Annotated in this window: 14 protein-coding genes; 3 read left to right on the top strand and 11 right to left on the bottom strand. The window is 65.5% G+C overall.

The annotated features are described in order from the left end of the window. Window position 1: 1 nt before the first annotated feature. Window positions 2–646, bottom strand: coding sequence for a PilN domain-containing protein (locus tag AC1RWI_RS18690; RefSeq protein ID WP_043350295.1), 645 nt, complete (start codon window positions 644–646; stop codon window positions 2–4). An 18-nt stretch (window positions 647–664) separates the two neighbouring features. Continuing rightward, window positions 665–1,735 carry a type IV pilus assembly protein PilM gene (gene pilM, locus AC1RWI_RS18685; protein ID WP_173430693.1) on the bottom strand — a complete coding sequence of 357 codons (1,071 nt, stop codon included), beginning with the start codon at window positions 1,733–1,735 and terminating at the stop codon, window positions 665–667. Window positions 1,736–2,105: 370 nt separating this feature from the next. On the opposite strand from pilM, the gene AC1RWI_RS18680 reads away from it, so the two are divergent. Further along, entirely contained in the window at window positions 2,106–4,478 is a 2,373-nt protein-coding gene (locus tag AC1RWI_RS18680) for a penicillin-binding protein 1A (protein WP_492867971.1), read from the top strand. An 82-nt stretch (window positions 4,479–4,560) separates the two neighbouring features. Here the strand turns inward: AC1RWI_RS18680 and cyaY are convergent, their stop codons facing one another. Further along, window positions 4,561–4,896, bottom strand: coding sequence for an iron donor protein CyaY (gene cyaY / locus AC1RWI_RS18675; protein WP_043350301.1), 336 nt, complete (start codon window positions 4,894–4,896; stop codon window positions 4,561–4,563). 166 nt (window positions 4,897–5,062) lie between these two features. Between cyaY and lptM the strand changes: the two genes are divergently transcribed. Together lptM and lysA are read left to right on the top strand one after the other, a co-directional pair. After that, a complete protein-coding gene (gene lptM, locus AC1RWI_RS18670; protein ID WP_082054941.1) occupies window positions 5,063–5,314 on the top strand; it encodes an LPS translocon maturation chaperone LptM in 252 nt (83 codons plus the stop codon). A gap of 2 nt (window positions 5,315–5,316) precedes the next feature. Further along, window positions 5,317–6,585: a diaminopimelate decarboxylase gene (gene lysA, locus AC1RWI_RS18665; protein ID WP_043350304.1), complete on the top strand. Its 1,269-nt coding sequence runs from the start codon at window positions 5,317–5,319 to the stop codon at window positions 6,583–6,585. A gap of 214 nt (window positions 6,586–6,799) precedes the next feature. Here the strand turns inward: lysA and msrQ are convergent, their stop codons facing one another. From msrQ to AC1RWI_RS18625, 8 genes are all read right to left on the bottom strand, one after another. Then, complete coding sequence (msrQ, locus tag AC1RWI_RS18660; RefSeq protein ID WP_043352392.1) at window positions 6,800–7,480, bottom strand: protein-methionine-sulfoxide reductase heme-binding subunit MsrQ; 681 nt, start codon at window positions 7,478–7,480, stop codon at window positions 6,800–6,802. Window positions 7,481–7,494: 14 nt separating this feature from the next. Next, window positions 7,495–8,496: a protein-methionine-sulfoxide reductase catalytic subunit MsrP gene (gene msrP, locus AC1RWI_RS18655; protein ID WP_043350307.1), complete on the bottom strand. Its 1,002-nt coding sequence runs from the start codon at window positions 8,494–8,496 to the stop codon at window positions 7,495–7,497. A 221-nt stretch (window positions 8,497–8,717) separates the two neighbouring features. Continuing rightward, window positions 8,718–9,554 carry an anti-sigma factor family protein gene (locus tag AC1RWI_RS18650; RefSeq protein WP_492867968.1) on the bottom strand — a complete coding sequence of 279 codons (837 nt, stop codon included), beginning with the start codon at window positions 9,552–9,554 and terminating at the stop codon, window positions 8,718–8,720. Next, entirely contained in the window at window positions 9,551–10,108 is a 558-nt protein-coding gene (locus AC1RWI_RS18645; RefSeq protein ID WP_043350311.1) for an RNA polymerase sigma factor, read from the bottom strand. Before AC1RWI_RS18645 ends, AC1RWI_RS18650 begins: the two co-directional genes overlap by 4 nt. A gap of 24 nt (window positions 10,109–10,132) precedes the next feature. Further along, window positions 10,133–10,573 carry a COG4315 family predicted lipoprotein gene (locus AC1RWI_RS18640; protein WP_043352394.1) on the bottom strand — a complete coding sequence of 147 codons (441 nt, stop codon included), beginning with the start codon at window positions 10,571–10,573 and terminating at the stop codon, window positions 10,133–10,135. A 150-nt stretch (window positions 10,574–10,723) separates the two neighbouring features. Next, the gene (ccsB, locus tag AC1RWI_RS18635) at window positions 10,724–11,896 is read right to left on the bottom strand and encodes a c-type cytochrome biogenesis protein CcsB (RefSeq protein ID WP_492868005.1); all 1,173 of its coding nucleotides are present in this window, start codon (window positions 11,894–11,896) and stop codon (window positions 10,724–10,726) included. 45 nt (window positions 11,897–11,941) lie between these two features. Next, a complete protein-coding gene (locus tag AC1RWI_RS18630; protein ID WP_492867965.1) occupies window positions 11,942–14,128 on the bottom strand; it encodes a cytochrome c biogenesis protein ResB in 2,187 nt (728 codons plus the stop codon). Between the two features lie 158 nt (window positions 14,129–14,286). Further along, window positions 14,287–14,946 (bottom strand): c-type cytochrome, encoded by a 660-nt coding sequence (locus tag AC1RWI_RS18625; RefSeq protein ID WP_043350320.1) that lies wholly within the window; start codon window positions 14,944–14,946, stop codon window positions 14,287–14,289. Window positions 14,947–15,496: the final 550 nt, after the last annotated feature.

The following is a 15,496-nucleotide window of genomic DNA, read 5'->3' as shown; positions in this document are numbered from 1 at the left end:
GTCAGCCCTTTCCGCCTGCTGGCGCACTCGCGCCGGCGAGGCCGGCCTTGCCCTTCTTGCCGTCTTCCGGCGCTTGCGGCGCACGGTAGGCGAAGCGCATGGAGAAATCGAACAGGCGCCGTTGCTCGCGCAGGTTGTTGGTCATCATCACAGCCTTGGATTCGCCCAGCTCGGCCTTGTCCAGCCACTGCACCTGGCTAAGGTTGCGCAGCAACTCCGACACGCGCTCGTTCGACTGCGCGATGCCGGTCACGGTAAAGGCGTCGCCGGTCTGCTTGAGAGTGGTCAGGTACACGCCTTCGGGCACCTGGCGCACCAGTTCCTCCAGCAGCTGCACGGGACGATTGCGCTCGTTCTGCAGGCCCTCGATGGCCTTCTGCCGCTGCAGCAGCCCTTCAATATCCTTGCGCAGCGAATTGACCTCGCGGATCTGCCCGTCCATGCGGTTGTTCTCTGCGAGAAGCACCTGGTTCAGGCTGGACACGGCATCGACGCGGTGATCGATGTACATGCCGCCCAGCAGCACCACCAGCGCGCCGGCGCCGGCCGCGCCGCCCAGCAGGGCATAGACCTTCTTGCGCCGCGAGGCCCTGCGGGCTTCGTGGTAAGGCAGCAGATTAACTGTCGGGATCGAATTGGTTGGCATGCGGCTTCCCTCGCTGGCTTACTGCAGGCCGCGCAGCGCAAGCCCGGCGCTCACGATGTAGGCCGGCAGGTCGCGCTGCAGATAGCGCTCGTTGACCTTGACGGCTGTCATCATGTTGGCAAAGGGATTGGCCAGCGTGGCGGTGATCTCGGTTTGCTGCTCGATCGCGGCTTGCACGCCGATCAGCGACGCATGGCCACCGGAGAGCAGGATCTCGTCGACCCGGCCGATGCTTGAAGCTGACAGGAAGTTGCGCACGGCGCCTTGCACCTCCACCGCCAGCGCCTCCAGGGAGGGCTTGAGCAACTGGGTGCGCCAGGCTTCGGGCAGCGTATTCTTGCGCTTCTTGATCTCGGCCTTGAGCGCATCCAGCGTAAACATGCGCGCCGCGCTCTGGGTGAGCTGGTCGCCGTAGCTGTTGAGCGGCTGCTCGTAGAGCTCTTTCCAGCCTTGGTAGAAGATCGCCTTGGAGCGGCTGCCGCCAAGGTGGATCACGGCCACCACAGGCAGCTCCTTGGCGTCGGTGGCGCTGATGTCGGCGGACACGCCCAGCATCTGCACCACGGAACGCTGCACCGCGTATTCCTCGACGTCCATCACGTGCGGCTTGAGCCCGGCCATTTCGGCAGCGGTCACGCGCTCCTGCACACGGTCGCTGTTTGCCGCGGTAACGCGCACGCCGATGCCGCCCTCGGTTTCGCTGGGGCCGATCACGGCGAAATCGAAATTGACGGCCTGCGATGGCGGATAAAGGCGATGCGCCTCGGATTCCACCTGGACGTAAAGCTCGTCCTCGGACAGGTTGTCCGGCAGGCTGACGGTCTGCGATTCGGTCAGCATCGAAGGCACGCCGAGCACCACCTCCTTGGTGCGGATGCCGGCTTTGCCGAGGGCGCGCTTCAGAGCGATGCCAACGGCTTCGATATTGACCACGTTGCCATCGGCAACGGCACTACGGTCCAGCAGTTCGCTGGCACATTTCTCCAGCCGATAGTCGCTTTTGCCACTGCCCACGGACAGCTCGACTACCTTAACGCTGGACGACCCGATGTCAACGCCGACCGTCGTACGGCGCAACAACCCCGACAAGATGCCTCGCCGCAAGGTGACCCCCTGACCGTTGAACTCGCCTTGGCTTGGTTGCTCTAATTTGGCGAGTCTGTATTGTTTCTTGGATGAAACGTTTTGCTCTTTTAGTTGATGGATTCTCACTAAAAAACGGGGCGCTGGCAATGTGCCGGTTTGACCACGATTGCTTTTCATCAACACCCCTCACAAAGCGTTGCCAAAATCCCACGGTGCCCGGCGCCCTGCCCACTTCGCCCATCTTTTCGTTTCATGCAGATCTCAATCCCATTACATCTTGTAACAGCGCGATAGCGGCTTGCGCGCCACAACGCGCCGGGAGCGAAGTATCGCGGGAGATATAATCCGGCACCTCTAACTAGGTATTTCCCTTATGGCCACAGCACAACAGAAGCCGTCCCTACCTGCCCGACGTCCGATCTGGATGCGGCTGACCTTTTGGGCCCTGGGCCTGCTGGTGGCCGGGATCGTGGCGGTGGCACTGCTGGTGGGATACGCGCTGCTGGTGGCCGCGCCCAACCTGCCATCGCTCGACACCATCACGGATTACCGCCCGAAGATCCCATTGCGGATCTACACGGCCGACAACGTGCTCATTGGTGAGTTCGGCGAGGAACGGCGCAATTTCGTGCCGATTGCGGAAATACCGGACGTGATGAAGAAGGCCGTGCTGGCCATCGAGGACGATCGCTTCTACGAACACGGCGGCGTCGACTTCGTCGGCGTGCTGCGCGCCGGGCTGGCCAACCTGCGCGGCGGCCTGTCGCAGGGCGCCTCCACCATCACCATGCAGGTGGCGCGCAACTTCTTCCTCTCCAGCGAGAAGACCTACACCCGCAAGCTGTATGAAATGCTGCTGGCCTACAAGATCGAGGCCAACTTGTCCAAGGACCAGATCCTCGAGCTGTACATGAACCAGATCTACCTGGGGCAGCGCGCCTATGGCTTTGCCAGCGCGGCCCGGGTGTATTTCGGCAAGTCGATCAAGGACGTGACGCCGGCCGAGGCCGCCATGCTGGCCGGCCTGCCCAAGGCACCGTCCGCTTATAACCCGGTGGTCAACCCCAAGCGCGCCAAGGTGCGCCAGGAGTACATCCTGCAGCGCATGCGCGACCTGCGCTACCTCACGCCCGAGCAATACGAACAGGCCATCCACGAAGAACTGAAGGTGCGCGGCGAGGGCAATGAGTTCTCCACCCACGCCGAGTACGTGGCCGAGATCGTGCGCCAGTTGATGTACGCGCAGTACCGCGAGGAAACCTACACCCGCGGCCTGACGGTCTACACCACGCTGAACAAGCCCGACCAGGACGCCGCCTATGAGGCGGTGCGCTCGGGCATCATGAATTACGAGCGCCGCCACGGCTATCGAGGCCCCGAGGCCTTTATCGACCTGCCCGCTGGCGCGGACGAGCGCGAGCAGGCCATCGACGACGCGCTGCTGGAGCACCCGGGCAGCGACGACCTGCGCTCGGCCGTGGTCACCAGCGTGACGGCCAAGCAGGTCACCGCCACGCTGCTGTCCGGCGAAGTCGCCACCATCGAAGGCCAGGCGCTGCGCTTCATCGCGCCGTCGCTGGCGGCCAATGCGCAGCCCAAGGCCAAGATCCGGCCGGGTGCGATCATCCGCGTGACGCAGGACGAAAAAGGCGCATGGACGGTCACGCAGTTACCGGAAGTATCCGCCGCATTCATCTCGCTCAACCCGGAAGACGGCGAGATCCGCTCGATGGTTGGCGGCTTCGACTTCAACCGCAACAAGTTCAACCACGTGACGCAGGCCTGGCGCCAGCCCGGCTCCAGCTTCAAGCCGTTCATTTACTCCGCGGCGCTGGAAAAGGGGTTCTCCCCCGCCACGGTGATCAACGACGCGCCGCTGTCGATCAGCGATAACGGTGGCCAGGTCTGGGAGCCGAAGAACTACGACGGCAAGTTCGAAGGCCCGATGACCATGCGCCGCGCGCTGGCAAAGTCCAAGAATCTGGTGTCGGTGCGCATCCTGCGCGCCATCGGCACCCAGTACGCCCAGGACTACATCACGCGCTTTGGCTTTGACGCCGACAAGCACCCGGCTTACCTGCCGATGGCGCTGGGCGCCGGCAGCGTCACCCCGCTGCAAATGGCTGGCGCCTACTCGGTCTTTGCCAACGGCGGCTACCGCGTCAATCCCTACCTGATCCAGAAGGTGGTCGATGCGCGCGGCAATGTGATCTCCGAAACCAAGCCCCAGCGCGCCGGCGCCGATGCGGTGCGCGTGCTGGATGCCCGCACCGCCTTTATCGCCGACACCATGCTGCGTGAGGTAGTGCGCAGCGGCACGGCCAACAGCGCCAAGCAGCGCCTGGGCCGCAACGACCTGGCCGGCAAGACCGGCACTACCAACGACGCCGTCGACGCCTGGTTCGCCGGCTACACGCCCAAGCTGGTGGCGATCGCCTGGATGGGCTACGACCAGCCCAAGAGCCTGGGCGTGCGCGAGACCGGCGGCGGCCTGGCCCTGCCGATCTGGGTGGGCTACATGGGCAAGATGCTCAAGGGCGTACCGGAACTCCCCGAACGCCAGGCCCCGGAAGGCGTGGTCATGGTGGGCGGCGACTGGACCTTCGAGGAAAACGCGGGCGGCGCCGGCGTGGCTTCGGTTGGCCTGGGCGATCCGTGGCCTGGCAAGCCGGACGAAAGCACGCAATCGCCCGCCGACGTCGAGGCAGAGAAGAAGCGCATCCTGGAAATGTTCGGCGGCGGCTGAGGGCCCGCCGGGACAGCTTCCCGCGAATGAAAAAGCCGGCGAAACCATCGCCGGCTTTTTTCATGCGCGTGGGCGAAAGCGCTCAGGCCAGTTTCAGCGTCACCCCCGCCTGCTGGCTCACGTAGCCTGATAGCGCCGCATACAGCTCACCGCCGCCGCGCGTATCGACCCAGCGCTGGCCATCATGGCGAAAATGGAAACCCCCCGAGCGCGCGGCCACCCACAGTTCCTGCATGGGAGCCTGGCTGTTGACGATGATCTTGGAGCCGTCTTCGAATTCGAGCTCCATGAGATTGCCGGCACGGTTGATTTCGATGTCGGCGTCGGCTGCGTCGGCGGCGGTTTCCACCGCGCTTTCCAGCCGGTCCAGCTCTTGCTGGGCCAGCGCCAGGAACTCACTTTCACTCATGGGGGGCATGCTAAACTCCAAGACCGCCGGCCAGCGGCCGCTATAGCGATGTAGTGCCGTAGCCGGCAGCGTATTGAAAAGTACTTCGTATTTCCGGTGGTCCCGCCGCGCTCCGCTTGAGGGACACTCCGGGACGATCGGGGACGACCCTGGACGACATTTTAAGGACGACCCGATGTTGCGTCGTGTTGCGATTGTATCGGCGTTTGCCGCCAGCCTTGCGATGCCCCTGCTGTCGGGATGCGGCATCCGCGGCCCGCTGACGATGCCCAAGCAGCCTCCCGCACCGGCGCAGCCGGGTGTACCGGATCCCGGCCTGGGCAACCCGGCCGTGCCGAATCCGGCGGCTCCCCGGGGCTCCGCCCCCACTGCGGCACCCGCCACGGCACCGGACGCAGCGCCGGACGCCACTCCCACCGCCAAATAACCATGACCGCCTTCTTCCATCGCCACGACGGCGCCCTGAGCGTCGAGCACGTGCCGCTCGCGCGCATTGCCGCCGAATACGGCACCCCTACCTACGTCTACTCGCGCGCCGCTCTGACCGCCGCCTACCAGGCCTACGCCGCTGCGTGCCAGGGGCGCCGCGCGCGTGTGCAGTACGCCATGAAGGCCAATTCGAACCTGGCGATCCTGCAGGTCTTCGCCAGGCTCGGCGCGGGCTTCGATATCGTGTCTGGCGGCGAGTTGCAGCGCGTGCTGGCAGTGGGCGGCGATCCGCGCAAGGTAGTGTTCTCGGGCGTGGGCAAGACCGCCGCCGAGATGGAACTGGCGCTCCAGCATGATGTGCTGTCGTTCAATGTCGAGTCGATCCCCGAGCTGGACCGCCTCAATGCCGTGGCCGGCCGCCTGGGCAAGCGCGCGCGCGTGTCGCTGCGCATCAACCCGGATGTGGACGCCAAGACCCACCCGTATATCTCCACCGGCCTGAAGGGCAACAAGTTCGGCGTCGCCTTTGAGGACGTGCTGCCGACCTACCGCGCCGCCGCCGCGCTGCCGCACCTGGAAGTCGCGGGCATCGACTGCCATATCGGCTCGCAGATCACCGAGGTCGCCCCTTATCTGGAAGCGCTGGACAAGGTGCTGGACGTGGTGGAAGCGCTGGAACGCGAAGGCATCAATCTTGAGCATATCGACGTAGGCGGTGGACTGGGCATCACTTACGACGACGAGACCCCGCCGGACATCACCGGCTTTGCCCGCACGCTGCTGGACCGCGTGGCAGAGCGTGGCCATGGCCATCGCGAGGTGCTGTTCGAGCCGGGCCGCTCGCTGGTGGGCAATGCCGGCGTGCTGCTGACCCAGGTCGAGTTCCTCAAGCCGGGCGCCGCCAAGAACTTCTGCATCGTTGACGCGGCCATGAACGACCTGGCCCGCCCTGCCATGTACGAGGCCTACCACCGCATCGAGCCCGTGCAACTGCGCGAAGCCGCGCAGGCCACCGCCCTGACCTACGACGTGGTCGGCCCGGTGTGCGAATCCGGCGACTGGCTCGGCCGCGACCGCGCCCTGGCGGTGCAGCCGGGCGACCTGCTGGCCGTGATGTCGGCCGGCGCCTATGGCTTTGTCATGAGCTCCAACTACAACACCCGCCCGCGCGCTGCCGAAGTCATGGTCGACGGCGACGACGTGCATCTGGTGCGCGGCCGCGAGCACGTGGCTGACCTGTTCCGCGACGAACGCCTGCTGCAAGGCTAAGCGCCCGCCCTCCTCGCCGCCACTCGGCGTGTGGCGCGCCAGGACCAGGCTGTGCCGGCGCCGCAATCCGACAACCTGCGGCGCTTTCCGGGGCGGCGCCGCTGCTTGACGGCGGCTGGGCCGGGTCCGGGGACATCTTGAAGCCCTTTGGCGCCCCCAAGCGGGGCGGCCGCCCCGCCCTGCCGAGCGCGAAATCACGCTCTACCTTTGTGTTCTACCTTTGTGCCTTGAGGCCAGTTGCAGGCTTGCGCCACCACCAGATCCGCATCGCCAGCAACCCGAACACCACGGCGGCATAGATCGATACCGTGCCAAAGTCGTGCTTGCCTGCCTTATGCCACCAGTAGTGCAGGATCGCCAGCACGGCGATGGCGTACACCGCCCGGTGCAGCCCTTGCCAGCGCTTGCCACCTAGCCACTTGACCATGACATTGGCCGAGGTGGCCGCCAGCGGCACCATCAGCACGAAGGCGGCAAACCCAACCGTGATGAAGGGGCGCTTGGCAATGTCCTTGATCATGTAGGCCACATCGAAGCCCCGGTCCACGGCAAGCCACAACAGGAAGTGCTGCAGCGCGTAGAAGAAGGCAAAGAGCCCGAGCATGCGGCGCAGCCGGATCAGCCAGTTCCAGCCCGTGAGCCGGCGCAGCGGCGTCACCGCCAGCGTGACGCACAGCATGACCAGCGTCCAGGTGCCGGTCGAGCGTGTGACGAACTCCAGCGGATTGGCGCCGAACTGATCGGTAAAGCCGAGACAGAGCAGCCGCAGGAAAGGCAGCATGGCAAGCAGCCACACCGCCACCTTCACCGTGCGCACGCGTTCCGGCGCAAGCGTCGCGAGCCCAGGCTGCCCCGCCGCCCGCGACGAGCGAACCGCCTGGCGTGACGGGGACATCTCCGGGGGCGCCATCAGAAGAACTTCCGCAGGTCCATGCCCTGGTACAGCGACGCCACCTGCTGCCCGTAGCCGTTGAACGGCAGCGTCTTGCGCTTGGGCGCGAACAGCGCGCCAAAGCCGCTGCCTTTGTCCTCGCCGATGCGGCGCTCCGTAGCCTGGCTCCAGCGCGGGTGATCCACGTCCGGGTTCACGTTGGAGTAAAAGCCGTACTCCTGCGCCGCGGCAAGGTTCCAACTGGTGGCGGGTTGCTTGTCGACAAAGCGGATCTTGACGATAGACTTGGCGCTCTTGAAGCCGTACTTCCAGGGCACCACCACGCGCACGGGCGCACCGTTCTGGTTGGGCAGCACCTCTCCATACAGGCCAAAGGCCAGCAAGGTCAGCGGGTGCATCGCCTCGTCCATGCGCAGCCCTTCGGTGTAAGGCCAGTCCAGCACGCGGGCGCTGACACCGGGCATCTGCTTTTTGTCGTTGAGGGTGACGAACTCCACATACTTGGCGCCCGGCTGCGGCTCGACGCGGCGGACCAGTTCGGCCAGCGCGTAGCCGCTCCACGGAATCACCATCGACCAGCCCTCCACGCAGCGCAGCCGGTAGACCCGCTCTTCCATCGGCATCAGGCGCACGAGTTCGTCGATGTCATAAACCTTGGGCTTCTTCACCAGGCCTTCGACCGCGACCTGCCACGGCCGGGTTCGCAGCGTGCCGGCGTTGCGCGCCGGGTCCGCCTTGTCGGTGCCAAACTCGTAGTAGTTGTTGTACGTGGTGACGTCCTCGTAAGGCGTGCGCTTCTCGGGCACGACGTAGGCATTGTTGGGCGTGGCCGGCAGTTTCTGCCCGCGCGGCGCCTGGGCATGCGCATCGCGGGCGAACCATGGCGCCAGCGTGCTCCCCGCTGCGCCCGCTGCAGCCAGCGCCAGCAGGCGGCGCCGCGCGTCGAAAACACCGCGGGGCGTGATCTCGCTGGCGGCGATATCGTCGCCGCGCAGCCATTTCGGAGAGGGGATCAGCATCGTTGTTCCTCGTTGCGTGCCATATGCAAAATGCGGTTCACCGTTCGTGCCGGGCCTGGGTGGGGCCCGCCTGCACGACTGGACTTGGGGTTGAGTCGGTTGGCACAAGGGAATCCTGACATCTTTTTTGGGCCCGTCGTCACCGTCGCATCGCCTGGCCTACGTACGCATTGCAGCCGGCAATCGGATGCGGGGCGCTCCGCGCGACGCTTGGCTGAGGCTCAACCGCCCTGATACTGCCGGTAAACGGCCTCCGCCAATGCGAGCAAGGGTGCGCGTTCCAGCGGCCCGGCCAGCGCGAAGCCAAGATCCCGGTCTACCCAGTAAAAGGCCATGGTACGCGCCGCAGCGGCGGGACGCTCACCTGGCCCCGGGCCCATGCGCTCCAGCCGGAAACCCGTGTCGGGCGTATCGCGCGCCATGTGCCGCAGTTGCAGCGACAGCCGGGTGCCGTCGTCTGCCTCGTACATCAGGATGGCCGACGGGCCGCCCTCGGCCACGCCGAGACGGCCCCCGATCAGGTGGAATCCCTGGGCACGCAGGTCCGGCACCCGCAGCGGTGCCCCCAGGCGCTTGGATAGCCAGGCAACAAGATGGGCTTCATCGGCGGCCGCCACCTCGACTGGGTGGCGCACCTCCGGCGCATAGACGACATGGCTGGCCAGTGCCTCGCGCGCGAAGCGCTCCATCGACGGCGCCCCGGCCGCCAGTGTGTCCGCGTGATCGTGCGCAATCCACCCGATTGCGCCGCCTACCGCGCCGCCTACCGCCAGCGAGGCAACGCTGACGGCCAGCGCCATACCCCAGCCGGCGGGCCGCCGCGCCGCATCACGGCTACTGCCCCGCAGCCCTGGCGGAAGTGCCGCTAACGGCACTGATTCATTGAGCACGCCGTCGAAGGCTGCGTGCAATTCGTCTGTCTGCCGCCGCCAGCCTGCCACGCGCTCCCCGGCCTCGGGATGGGCGGCCAGGTATGCCTCCACCTCGGCGCGTCTTGCGGGATCGAGCTGGCCATCGGCGTAGGCGTGGAGATCGGCTTCGTTGACTGGAGACATCATTTGACTCGCTGCAGTCCGGCCGCGCGGCCGGCGGCCTGCGGGTTCGCATCGGCCGCCTTGGCTGGCGTGCCTTCCATCAGCATGCGCATCTGCTCTCGAGCCCGCGACAGCCGGGACATCACGGTGCCCACCGGCACGGCCAGCACCAGCGCCGCCTCGGCATAGCTGAGCTGCTCCAGGCCGACCAGCAGCATCACCGCGCGCTGCGCCTCGGGCAAGCGGGCCAGCGCCCGCGCCAAGTCCAGCCGCAGGCCGGGCTCAGGCGCAGCACTGGGTACGTCGGGCAGCGTGTCGGTATAGGTCACCAGGTCGGCGCGACGGTACGCGTTCACGCGCAGCCGGTGCATCATGGTCAGCAGCCAAGACAGCAGGCCATCCGCGCCATCGCCCCACCACGCGCCCGCGCGCAGGCGAAAGCGCCAGCGGTAGCGCAGCGCGCGCTCCAGCGTGTCCTGCACCAGGTCGTCGGCGGAGGCCGCGTCGCCGGTCAAACCCCGGGCGTGGCGCCGCAAGCGCGGCGCCAGCGCCACCAGTTGGCGGTCGAAACCTTCCATGCCGTCAGGTTGCCCTGGCCCGTATCAGGGCGTTGCCGCGTGCCAGACGTTGTTGAAGTTGTCGCCCGTGCGGTCGCCCGGCTTGGCGTCCTTGGAGAAACGGTAGAGCGGTTTGCCGCGATAGGCCCATTGCTTGCCGCCATCGTCGCGCGTGATCACGCTGTAGTCGCCCGTGGCGCTGGTGCCGGGCGCGGCCATCAGGGGCGGCCAGGTGGTGGCGCAGCCGCCATTGCAAGCGCTCTTGCCGCCCGTGTCACGGTCGAACGTGTAGAGCGTCAGGCCCTGGGGATCGGTCAATGTGCCACCGGCAACTTTCACCGTGGGCGGCATATTGCCGGCGCTGCCACCCATGCTGCCCATGCCCGAACAGGCGGACAGCAGGACCGCTGCAGAAGCGAGCGCGAGCACGGCGGGGCGGGACAACGATGCGAGGGAAGCGACTGCGTTAGGACGGGAAAGGGCCATGATGTCGATCTCCATGCGATGCGGCACCGCCAGCCGGCGCCGTCCCTTCAGTAAACACCGGATGTGACGGCTTTATTCCATTCGGGCGAAAAAAAAACCTGCCGCATCGGAGCGATGGGCAGGTTTTCTCATTGCGGCGCAACACCCAGGTCAGAGTTCGCCGTAGCTATGCAGGCCGGAAAGGAACATGTTGACGCCCAGGAAGGCGAAGGTCGTGACCAGCAAACCCACTAGCGCCCACCAGGCCGCCATGGTGCCGCGCAGCCCCTTCATCAGCCGCATATGCAGCCAAGCCGCGTAGTTCAACCAGACGATCAGGGCCCAGGTTTCCTTGGGGTCCCAGCTCCAGTAACCGCCCCAGGCCTCCGCCGCCCACAGCGCGCCCAGGATGGTGGCGATGGTGAAGAAGGCAAAGCCCACAGCGATTGACTTGTACATCACATCGTCGAGCACTTCGAGCGAGGGCAGGCGCTCGGCGAGGATGCCGTGCTGCTTGAGCAGGTAGGCCACCGACACCATGGCAGCCAGGGCGAAGGTGCCGTAGCCGATGAAATTGGCCGGCACATGGATCTTCATCCACCAGCTCTGCAGCGCGGGCACCAGCGGCTGGATCTCGCTCGCATCGCGGCTGACCGTGTACCACAGCAGGAAACCGACCGCCGCCGATACCACCAGCATCACGAACGGCCCCAGCGCGCGGGTCTTGTAGCGGCCTTCGTAGTACAGGTGGAACAACGAGGTGATCAGCGTGAACAGCACGAACACTTCGTACAGATTCGAGATGGGGATATGGCCGATGTCCGCGCCGATGAGGTAGGACTCGTACCAGCGCACCAGCATGCCGGTAAAGCCCAGCACCACCGCTGCCCACACCATCTTGCTGCCGATCTGCAGCCCGGTCTCCGAGCGCGCCAGCAAGCCGCCCCAGTAGAACAGGGTGGACAGGAACACCAGGGCGCTCATCCACAAGATGGCGGACTGGCTCGACAGGAAGTACTTGAGGAAGAAGGCCTGCTCGGCGCGCGGCAACTGGCCCTGGTAGAGCTGGATCGCGAACAGCGACAACACGGTCAGCGTCACCATCAGCAGCCGCACCGGCTTCCAGTGCCATCCCAGCAGCGCGAAGGTAGGCACCGCGGCGATCAGCACGCCCTTGTCGTAGACATTCATCCACTCGCCGTAGCGCGCCAGCGCGAACCCCGCGCCCACTGCCAGCATCAAGGCAAAGAGCCAGTCGATCCAGCCCAGCCGGCGCAGGAACGACGGCTCCAGGTAGGCCTGCTCAGCGCCACTCGCGGCAACGCCTGCCGGACTCTCGTGCATGCCCGGCCTGGCCTGATTTACATTCGAAGACATAGTGGTTCCTGCTTAATTGCGGGCGCCGGTCGTGTCGATGCTGCCGGCGGCGCGGCCTACATCGTCGCGCAGCGCGACAAACTCTTTCTCGAAATCCAGTGTACGGCGCTGCGTGGACATGGCCATCAGCACATGGCTGGCGGCGCCCTGTCCCCCGGCGGCTCCCGCGGTATCTGCGGGATCCTTCACCCAGAGCCAGACGCGGCGCTCGCGGATGTAGAACATCGAGAACACGCCCAGCACCAACAGCAGACAGCCAAGATACACGATGTTCTTCCCCGGCGCACGGGTCATCTGGAACACGCTGGCCTTCACTTCCGTGAAGTCGTCGAGCTGCAGGAAAACCGGCGCGGTGTAGAAGAAACTGTCGGACAGCGCATTAATGGCTTGCTGCATGAAAGCGCCGCTCTTGGCACTATTTGGCACCACCGGCAGCTTGTCTTGCGCGCGCGCCAACTGCCAGAGCTCCCACATCGAGCCATTGAGGATCTTCAGCAGCACATCCGCAGCTTTCTGCTGCTCGGCCGGCGGCACGGACTTTTCCAGGAAGGCGGCAATCGCGGTGAAGCCGCCCGGCGGGGCTTGCGGGTTGCTGCGCGAGGCGCCGGCAAACAGGTCGAGCGCGCGCAGGGCGCTCTCAGCCAACTGGCCGCGCAATACTTCGCGATCCTCGCCCGGCATCGAGGCAAGTGCGAAGCGGCGCGCGGCTTCGCTGCGCATCGCGCGGTCCTGCAGCGCGGCACGCAAGCGCATCCAGTCCGCCACGCTGTTTTGCTCGTCGGCCGGGATGCGAAGATAGCGGAACGGCTCGCTAGGCGTATCCCGCATGCCGGCAAGGAAGACCGACTGGCCGTCGAGTTGCACCGGCACCATGTAGTTGTTGAATTCGCGCGCCTGGCCGTTGCGGTCGCGCAACTTGTACTGCACCGAAGGGCCAACGTTGCGCAACTCCTTCGCACGGTCAGGATTGACCGCCGAGCCCAGGTGGGCCTCGAGCTTCTCGTTGAGCGACTTGCGCGCAACGCCACGCGCGTCCGGCTTGCCCGATGCATCGGTGACGTTCTCGATATTCATCAGGCGGAAATCGCTGAACTCGACCGTCAATCCCTCGGCGTCGGCCGCGTTGCCCGTGCCGCTCAGTGGCGCGTTGGCGCCCACGGTGCCGGCAAAGGCGAAGGTCTTGTCGCTAGTGCCCTGCATCGGGTAGCCAACGAACTTCAGCTTGGAGCCACCATCCTCGAAGCTGGACTGGTAGATGGCCACGCCATCCACCACCAGCGGCTCGTTGACCTTGATGGTAGCCTCGGTCTTGCGGCCGGTGGCGCGGTCGGTGATGACCACGTCGGAGGCGAACAGCTTGGGCATGCCGGTCGAGTAATGCTCGACGGTGAACTTCTTCAGCGTGATATTGAACGGCAGGTCCTGCACCAGCGCACCGTCCGAGATATTCAGGATGGCGGTGGACACCGTCGAGCCTTCCGGCACGAAGGCGTTGCCGCGAAAGCCCGGATTGCTGACCGACAAACGGTGCTCGGGAGGGATGTCGTTGATCACGGCGTTGCCGCTGATCGGGCTCTTGCCGCCAAACCACATCTGCGCGCGGATCAGCATGTCGCCATCGAGCATGCCGCCGACGCAGATCACCACGATAGCGGTGTGCGCGAGGATGTAGCCTAGCTTGTTGGCCGCGCCCGCCTTGGCGGCCAGCAAGGTGGCGCCCTCATGCGCAACGCTCTTGATACGGTAGCCGCGGTTCGCCAGCAGCGCGGTGAGGCGCGCCACGGCATCGGCGCGGGGACGGCCCGAATCGAACTCGGCGTGATGGTGGAAGGACCGCAGGCTGCGCTCACGCACGTGGTCCTTCCACGAGCGCATATCCTTGATCATCTTGGGCGCGTTGCGGGTCAGGCACAGCGAGGTGGAAATCACCAGGAAGGTCAGGATCAGCAGGAACCACCAGGAGCTGTAAACCTTTTGCAACGACAGCGCGTGGAACAGGTCAGCCCAGAAGGGACCGAACTGGTTCACATAGTTGGGATAGGGCTCGTTCTGCTTGAGGACGGTGCCGACCACGCTGGCAATCGCAATCACCGTCAGCAGCGCGATAGCGAAACGCATCGAGGACAGCAGCTCAACCGCGTCGCGTAGCAGGCGGTGAGAAGTCTTCAGGTGCAGTCCTGACGTGGAAGCGGTGGACATGTGCAGTGGGGCCCTCGGCCTTGAAATGAAAAAGGGTGGACATGCTCGCGCAGGCCACCCTCTTCGATTGTTGCCGGGCTGCTTGGTTGCACCTGGACGTGGCGCCTCGCGAGTGGCGAGGCCCGCTACGGTGCTCCGGCTACCCGGCGCGGAACGACTTAGCGAATCCCTGCGACGTAATCAGCCACAGCCTTGATCTCGGCATCCGACATCTTGGCGGCGATAGTGGTCATCACAGGATTGTTCTTGCGGGTGCCCTGGCGGAACGCAACCAGTTGCGCTTCAGTGTACTCGGACCATTGGCCGCCGATACGCGGGTACTGGGCCGGAATGCCGGCACCGGTGGGGCCGTGGCAAGCCGCGCAGGCCGGCACGCCCTTGGCCGCGATGCCACCGCGGTAGATCTTCTGGCCGGCTTCGATGGTGTCCTTGTTCTTGGCGGTGGCAGGCTTGAGGGTCTGCTTGGCCAGGTAGGCGCCGACGTCCTTCATTTCCTGCTCGGACAAGGCGGCCGCGTACGGCGACATGATGGCGTTGTTGCGAGCCTTGGCTTTGAAGTCGTCGAGCTGCTTGTGCACGTATTCCGGATGCTGGGCGGCCAGCTTCGGGTTGGCGGCGCCGCCGCTGTTACCGTTGGCGCCATGGCAGCTCAGGCAAGCCGGGACATTGCGATCAGGGGCACCTTGCGTGTAGAGGGTTTCGCCCTTGGCCGGATCGGCCTTTGCGGCGGCCTGCTCTGCGGCAGATGCCAGACCGGTCATGGCAGTTGCCGGCAGAGCCAGCGCCACAACAGCCAGAAGTTTCGCAATGCGGTTCATTCGCACACCTTGTCTGAATTGTTTTGAATTCCATGGGGCACGCCGTTCAGCACACTGCCCGCGGTGAGGACGCGATGGACAGGCGCTTTGACATCGGAAATTCATCACGACGGACCGCCGGCTCGCCTGAAGCCAGAAAACGCCCAGGCGAAAGCCGGATGGCACCGCTCCCATGCGAACGAGAGCGGCAGACCGTGCGAATATCCCGGTAGCAGGCCCAGACCCCCGGTTGGCCCTCTTGTGGCGGCACCAGGCTTCGGCGCCGTAACAGGGACTAGACCAACAGGCTTGCTACCACGATGGAACGGACACGCAAGACTTCCCGGCCAGATAGATGCGCGGCCAAGGATGCCGCGCGCCACCTAATCGGGAGGCCGTTAACCGCGTTATTGTACAATAAATCGTGTGCCGGATAGAGGATGTGCGCGCCGCGACGCGGCCAGACGCCAGCCCCGGCCATCAAGGCGGCCACATGTGCCGCCCACATCACTCACATCGGCGCGGTGACGCTGGCGAACCCACCTGAATCCAGGTGGCAGCCCGCCCCCAC

This window comes from Cupriavidus sp. MPR-AND1C (assembly GCF_058809705.1).
The sequence above is the reverse complement of the archived record's forward strand: the minus strand, read 5'-3'. Positions and strand labels throughout refer to the sequence as shown.

Excerpts from the sequence above, each read along its gene's own strand:
- AC1RWI_RS18630 (WP_492867965.1), bottom strand. The coding sequence starts at position 14,128 with ATGTCCACCGCTTCCACGTCAGGACTGCACCTGAAGACTTCTCACCGC.
- AC1RWI_RS18625 (WP_043350320.1), bottom strand. The coding sequence starts at position 14,946 with ATGAACCGCATTGCGAAACTTCTGGCTGTTGTGGCGCTGGCTCTGCCG.
- lptM (WP_082054941.1), top strand. The coding sequence starts at position 5,063 with ATGTTGCGTCGTGTTGCGATTGTATCGGCGTTTGCCGCCAGCCTTGCG.
- AC1RWI_RS18690 (WP_043350295.1), bottom strand. The coding sequence starts at position 646 with ATGCCAACCAATTCGATCCCGACAGTTAATCTGCTGCCTTACCACGAA.
- lysA (WP_043350304.1), top strand. The coding sequence starts at position 5,317 with ATGACCGCCTTCTTCCATCGCCACGACGGCGCCCTGAGCGTCGAGCAC.
- msrP (WP_043350307.1), bottom strand. The coding sequence starts at position 8,496 with ATGCTGATCCCCTCTCCGAAATGGCTGCGCGGCGACGATATCGCCGCC.
- ccsB (WP_492868005.1), bottom strand. The coding sequence starts at position 11,896 with ATGCACGAGAGTCCGGCAGGCGTTGCCGCGAGTGGCGCTGAGCAGGCC.
- AC1RWI_RS18680 (WP_492867971.1), top strand. The coding sequence starts at position 2,106 with ATGGCCACAGCACAACAGAAGCCGTCCCTACCTGCCCGACGTCCGATC.
- msrQ (WP_043352392.1), bottom strand. The coding sequence starts at position 7,480 with ATGTCCCCGTCACGCCAGGCGGTTCGCTCGTCGCGGGCGGCGGGGCAG.
- AC1RWI_RS18640 (WP_043352394.1), bottom strand. The coding sequence starts at position 10,573 with ATGGCCCTTTCCCGTCCTAACGCAGTCGCTTCCCTCGCATCGTTGTCC.
- cyaY (WP_043350301.1), bottom strand. The coding sequence starts at position 4,896 with ATGCCCCCCATGAGTGAAAGTGAGTTCCTGGCGCTGGCCCAGCAAGAG.
- AC1RWI_RS18645 (WP_043350311.1), bottom strand. The coding sequence starts at position 10,108 with ATGGAAGGTTTCGACCGCCAACTGGTGGCGCTGGCGCCGCGCTTGCGG.
- AC1RWI_RS18650 (WP_492867968.1), bottom strand. The coding sequence starts at position 9,554 with ATGATGTCTCCAGTCAACGAAGCCGATCTCCACGCCTACGCCGATGGC.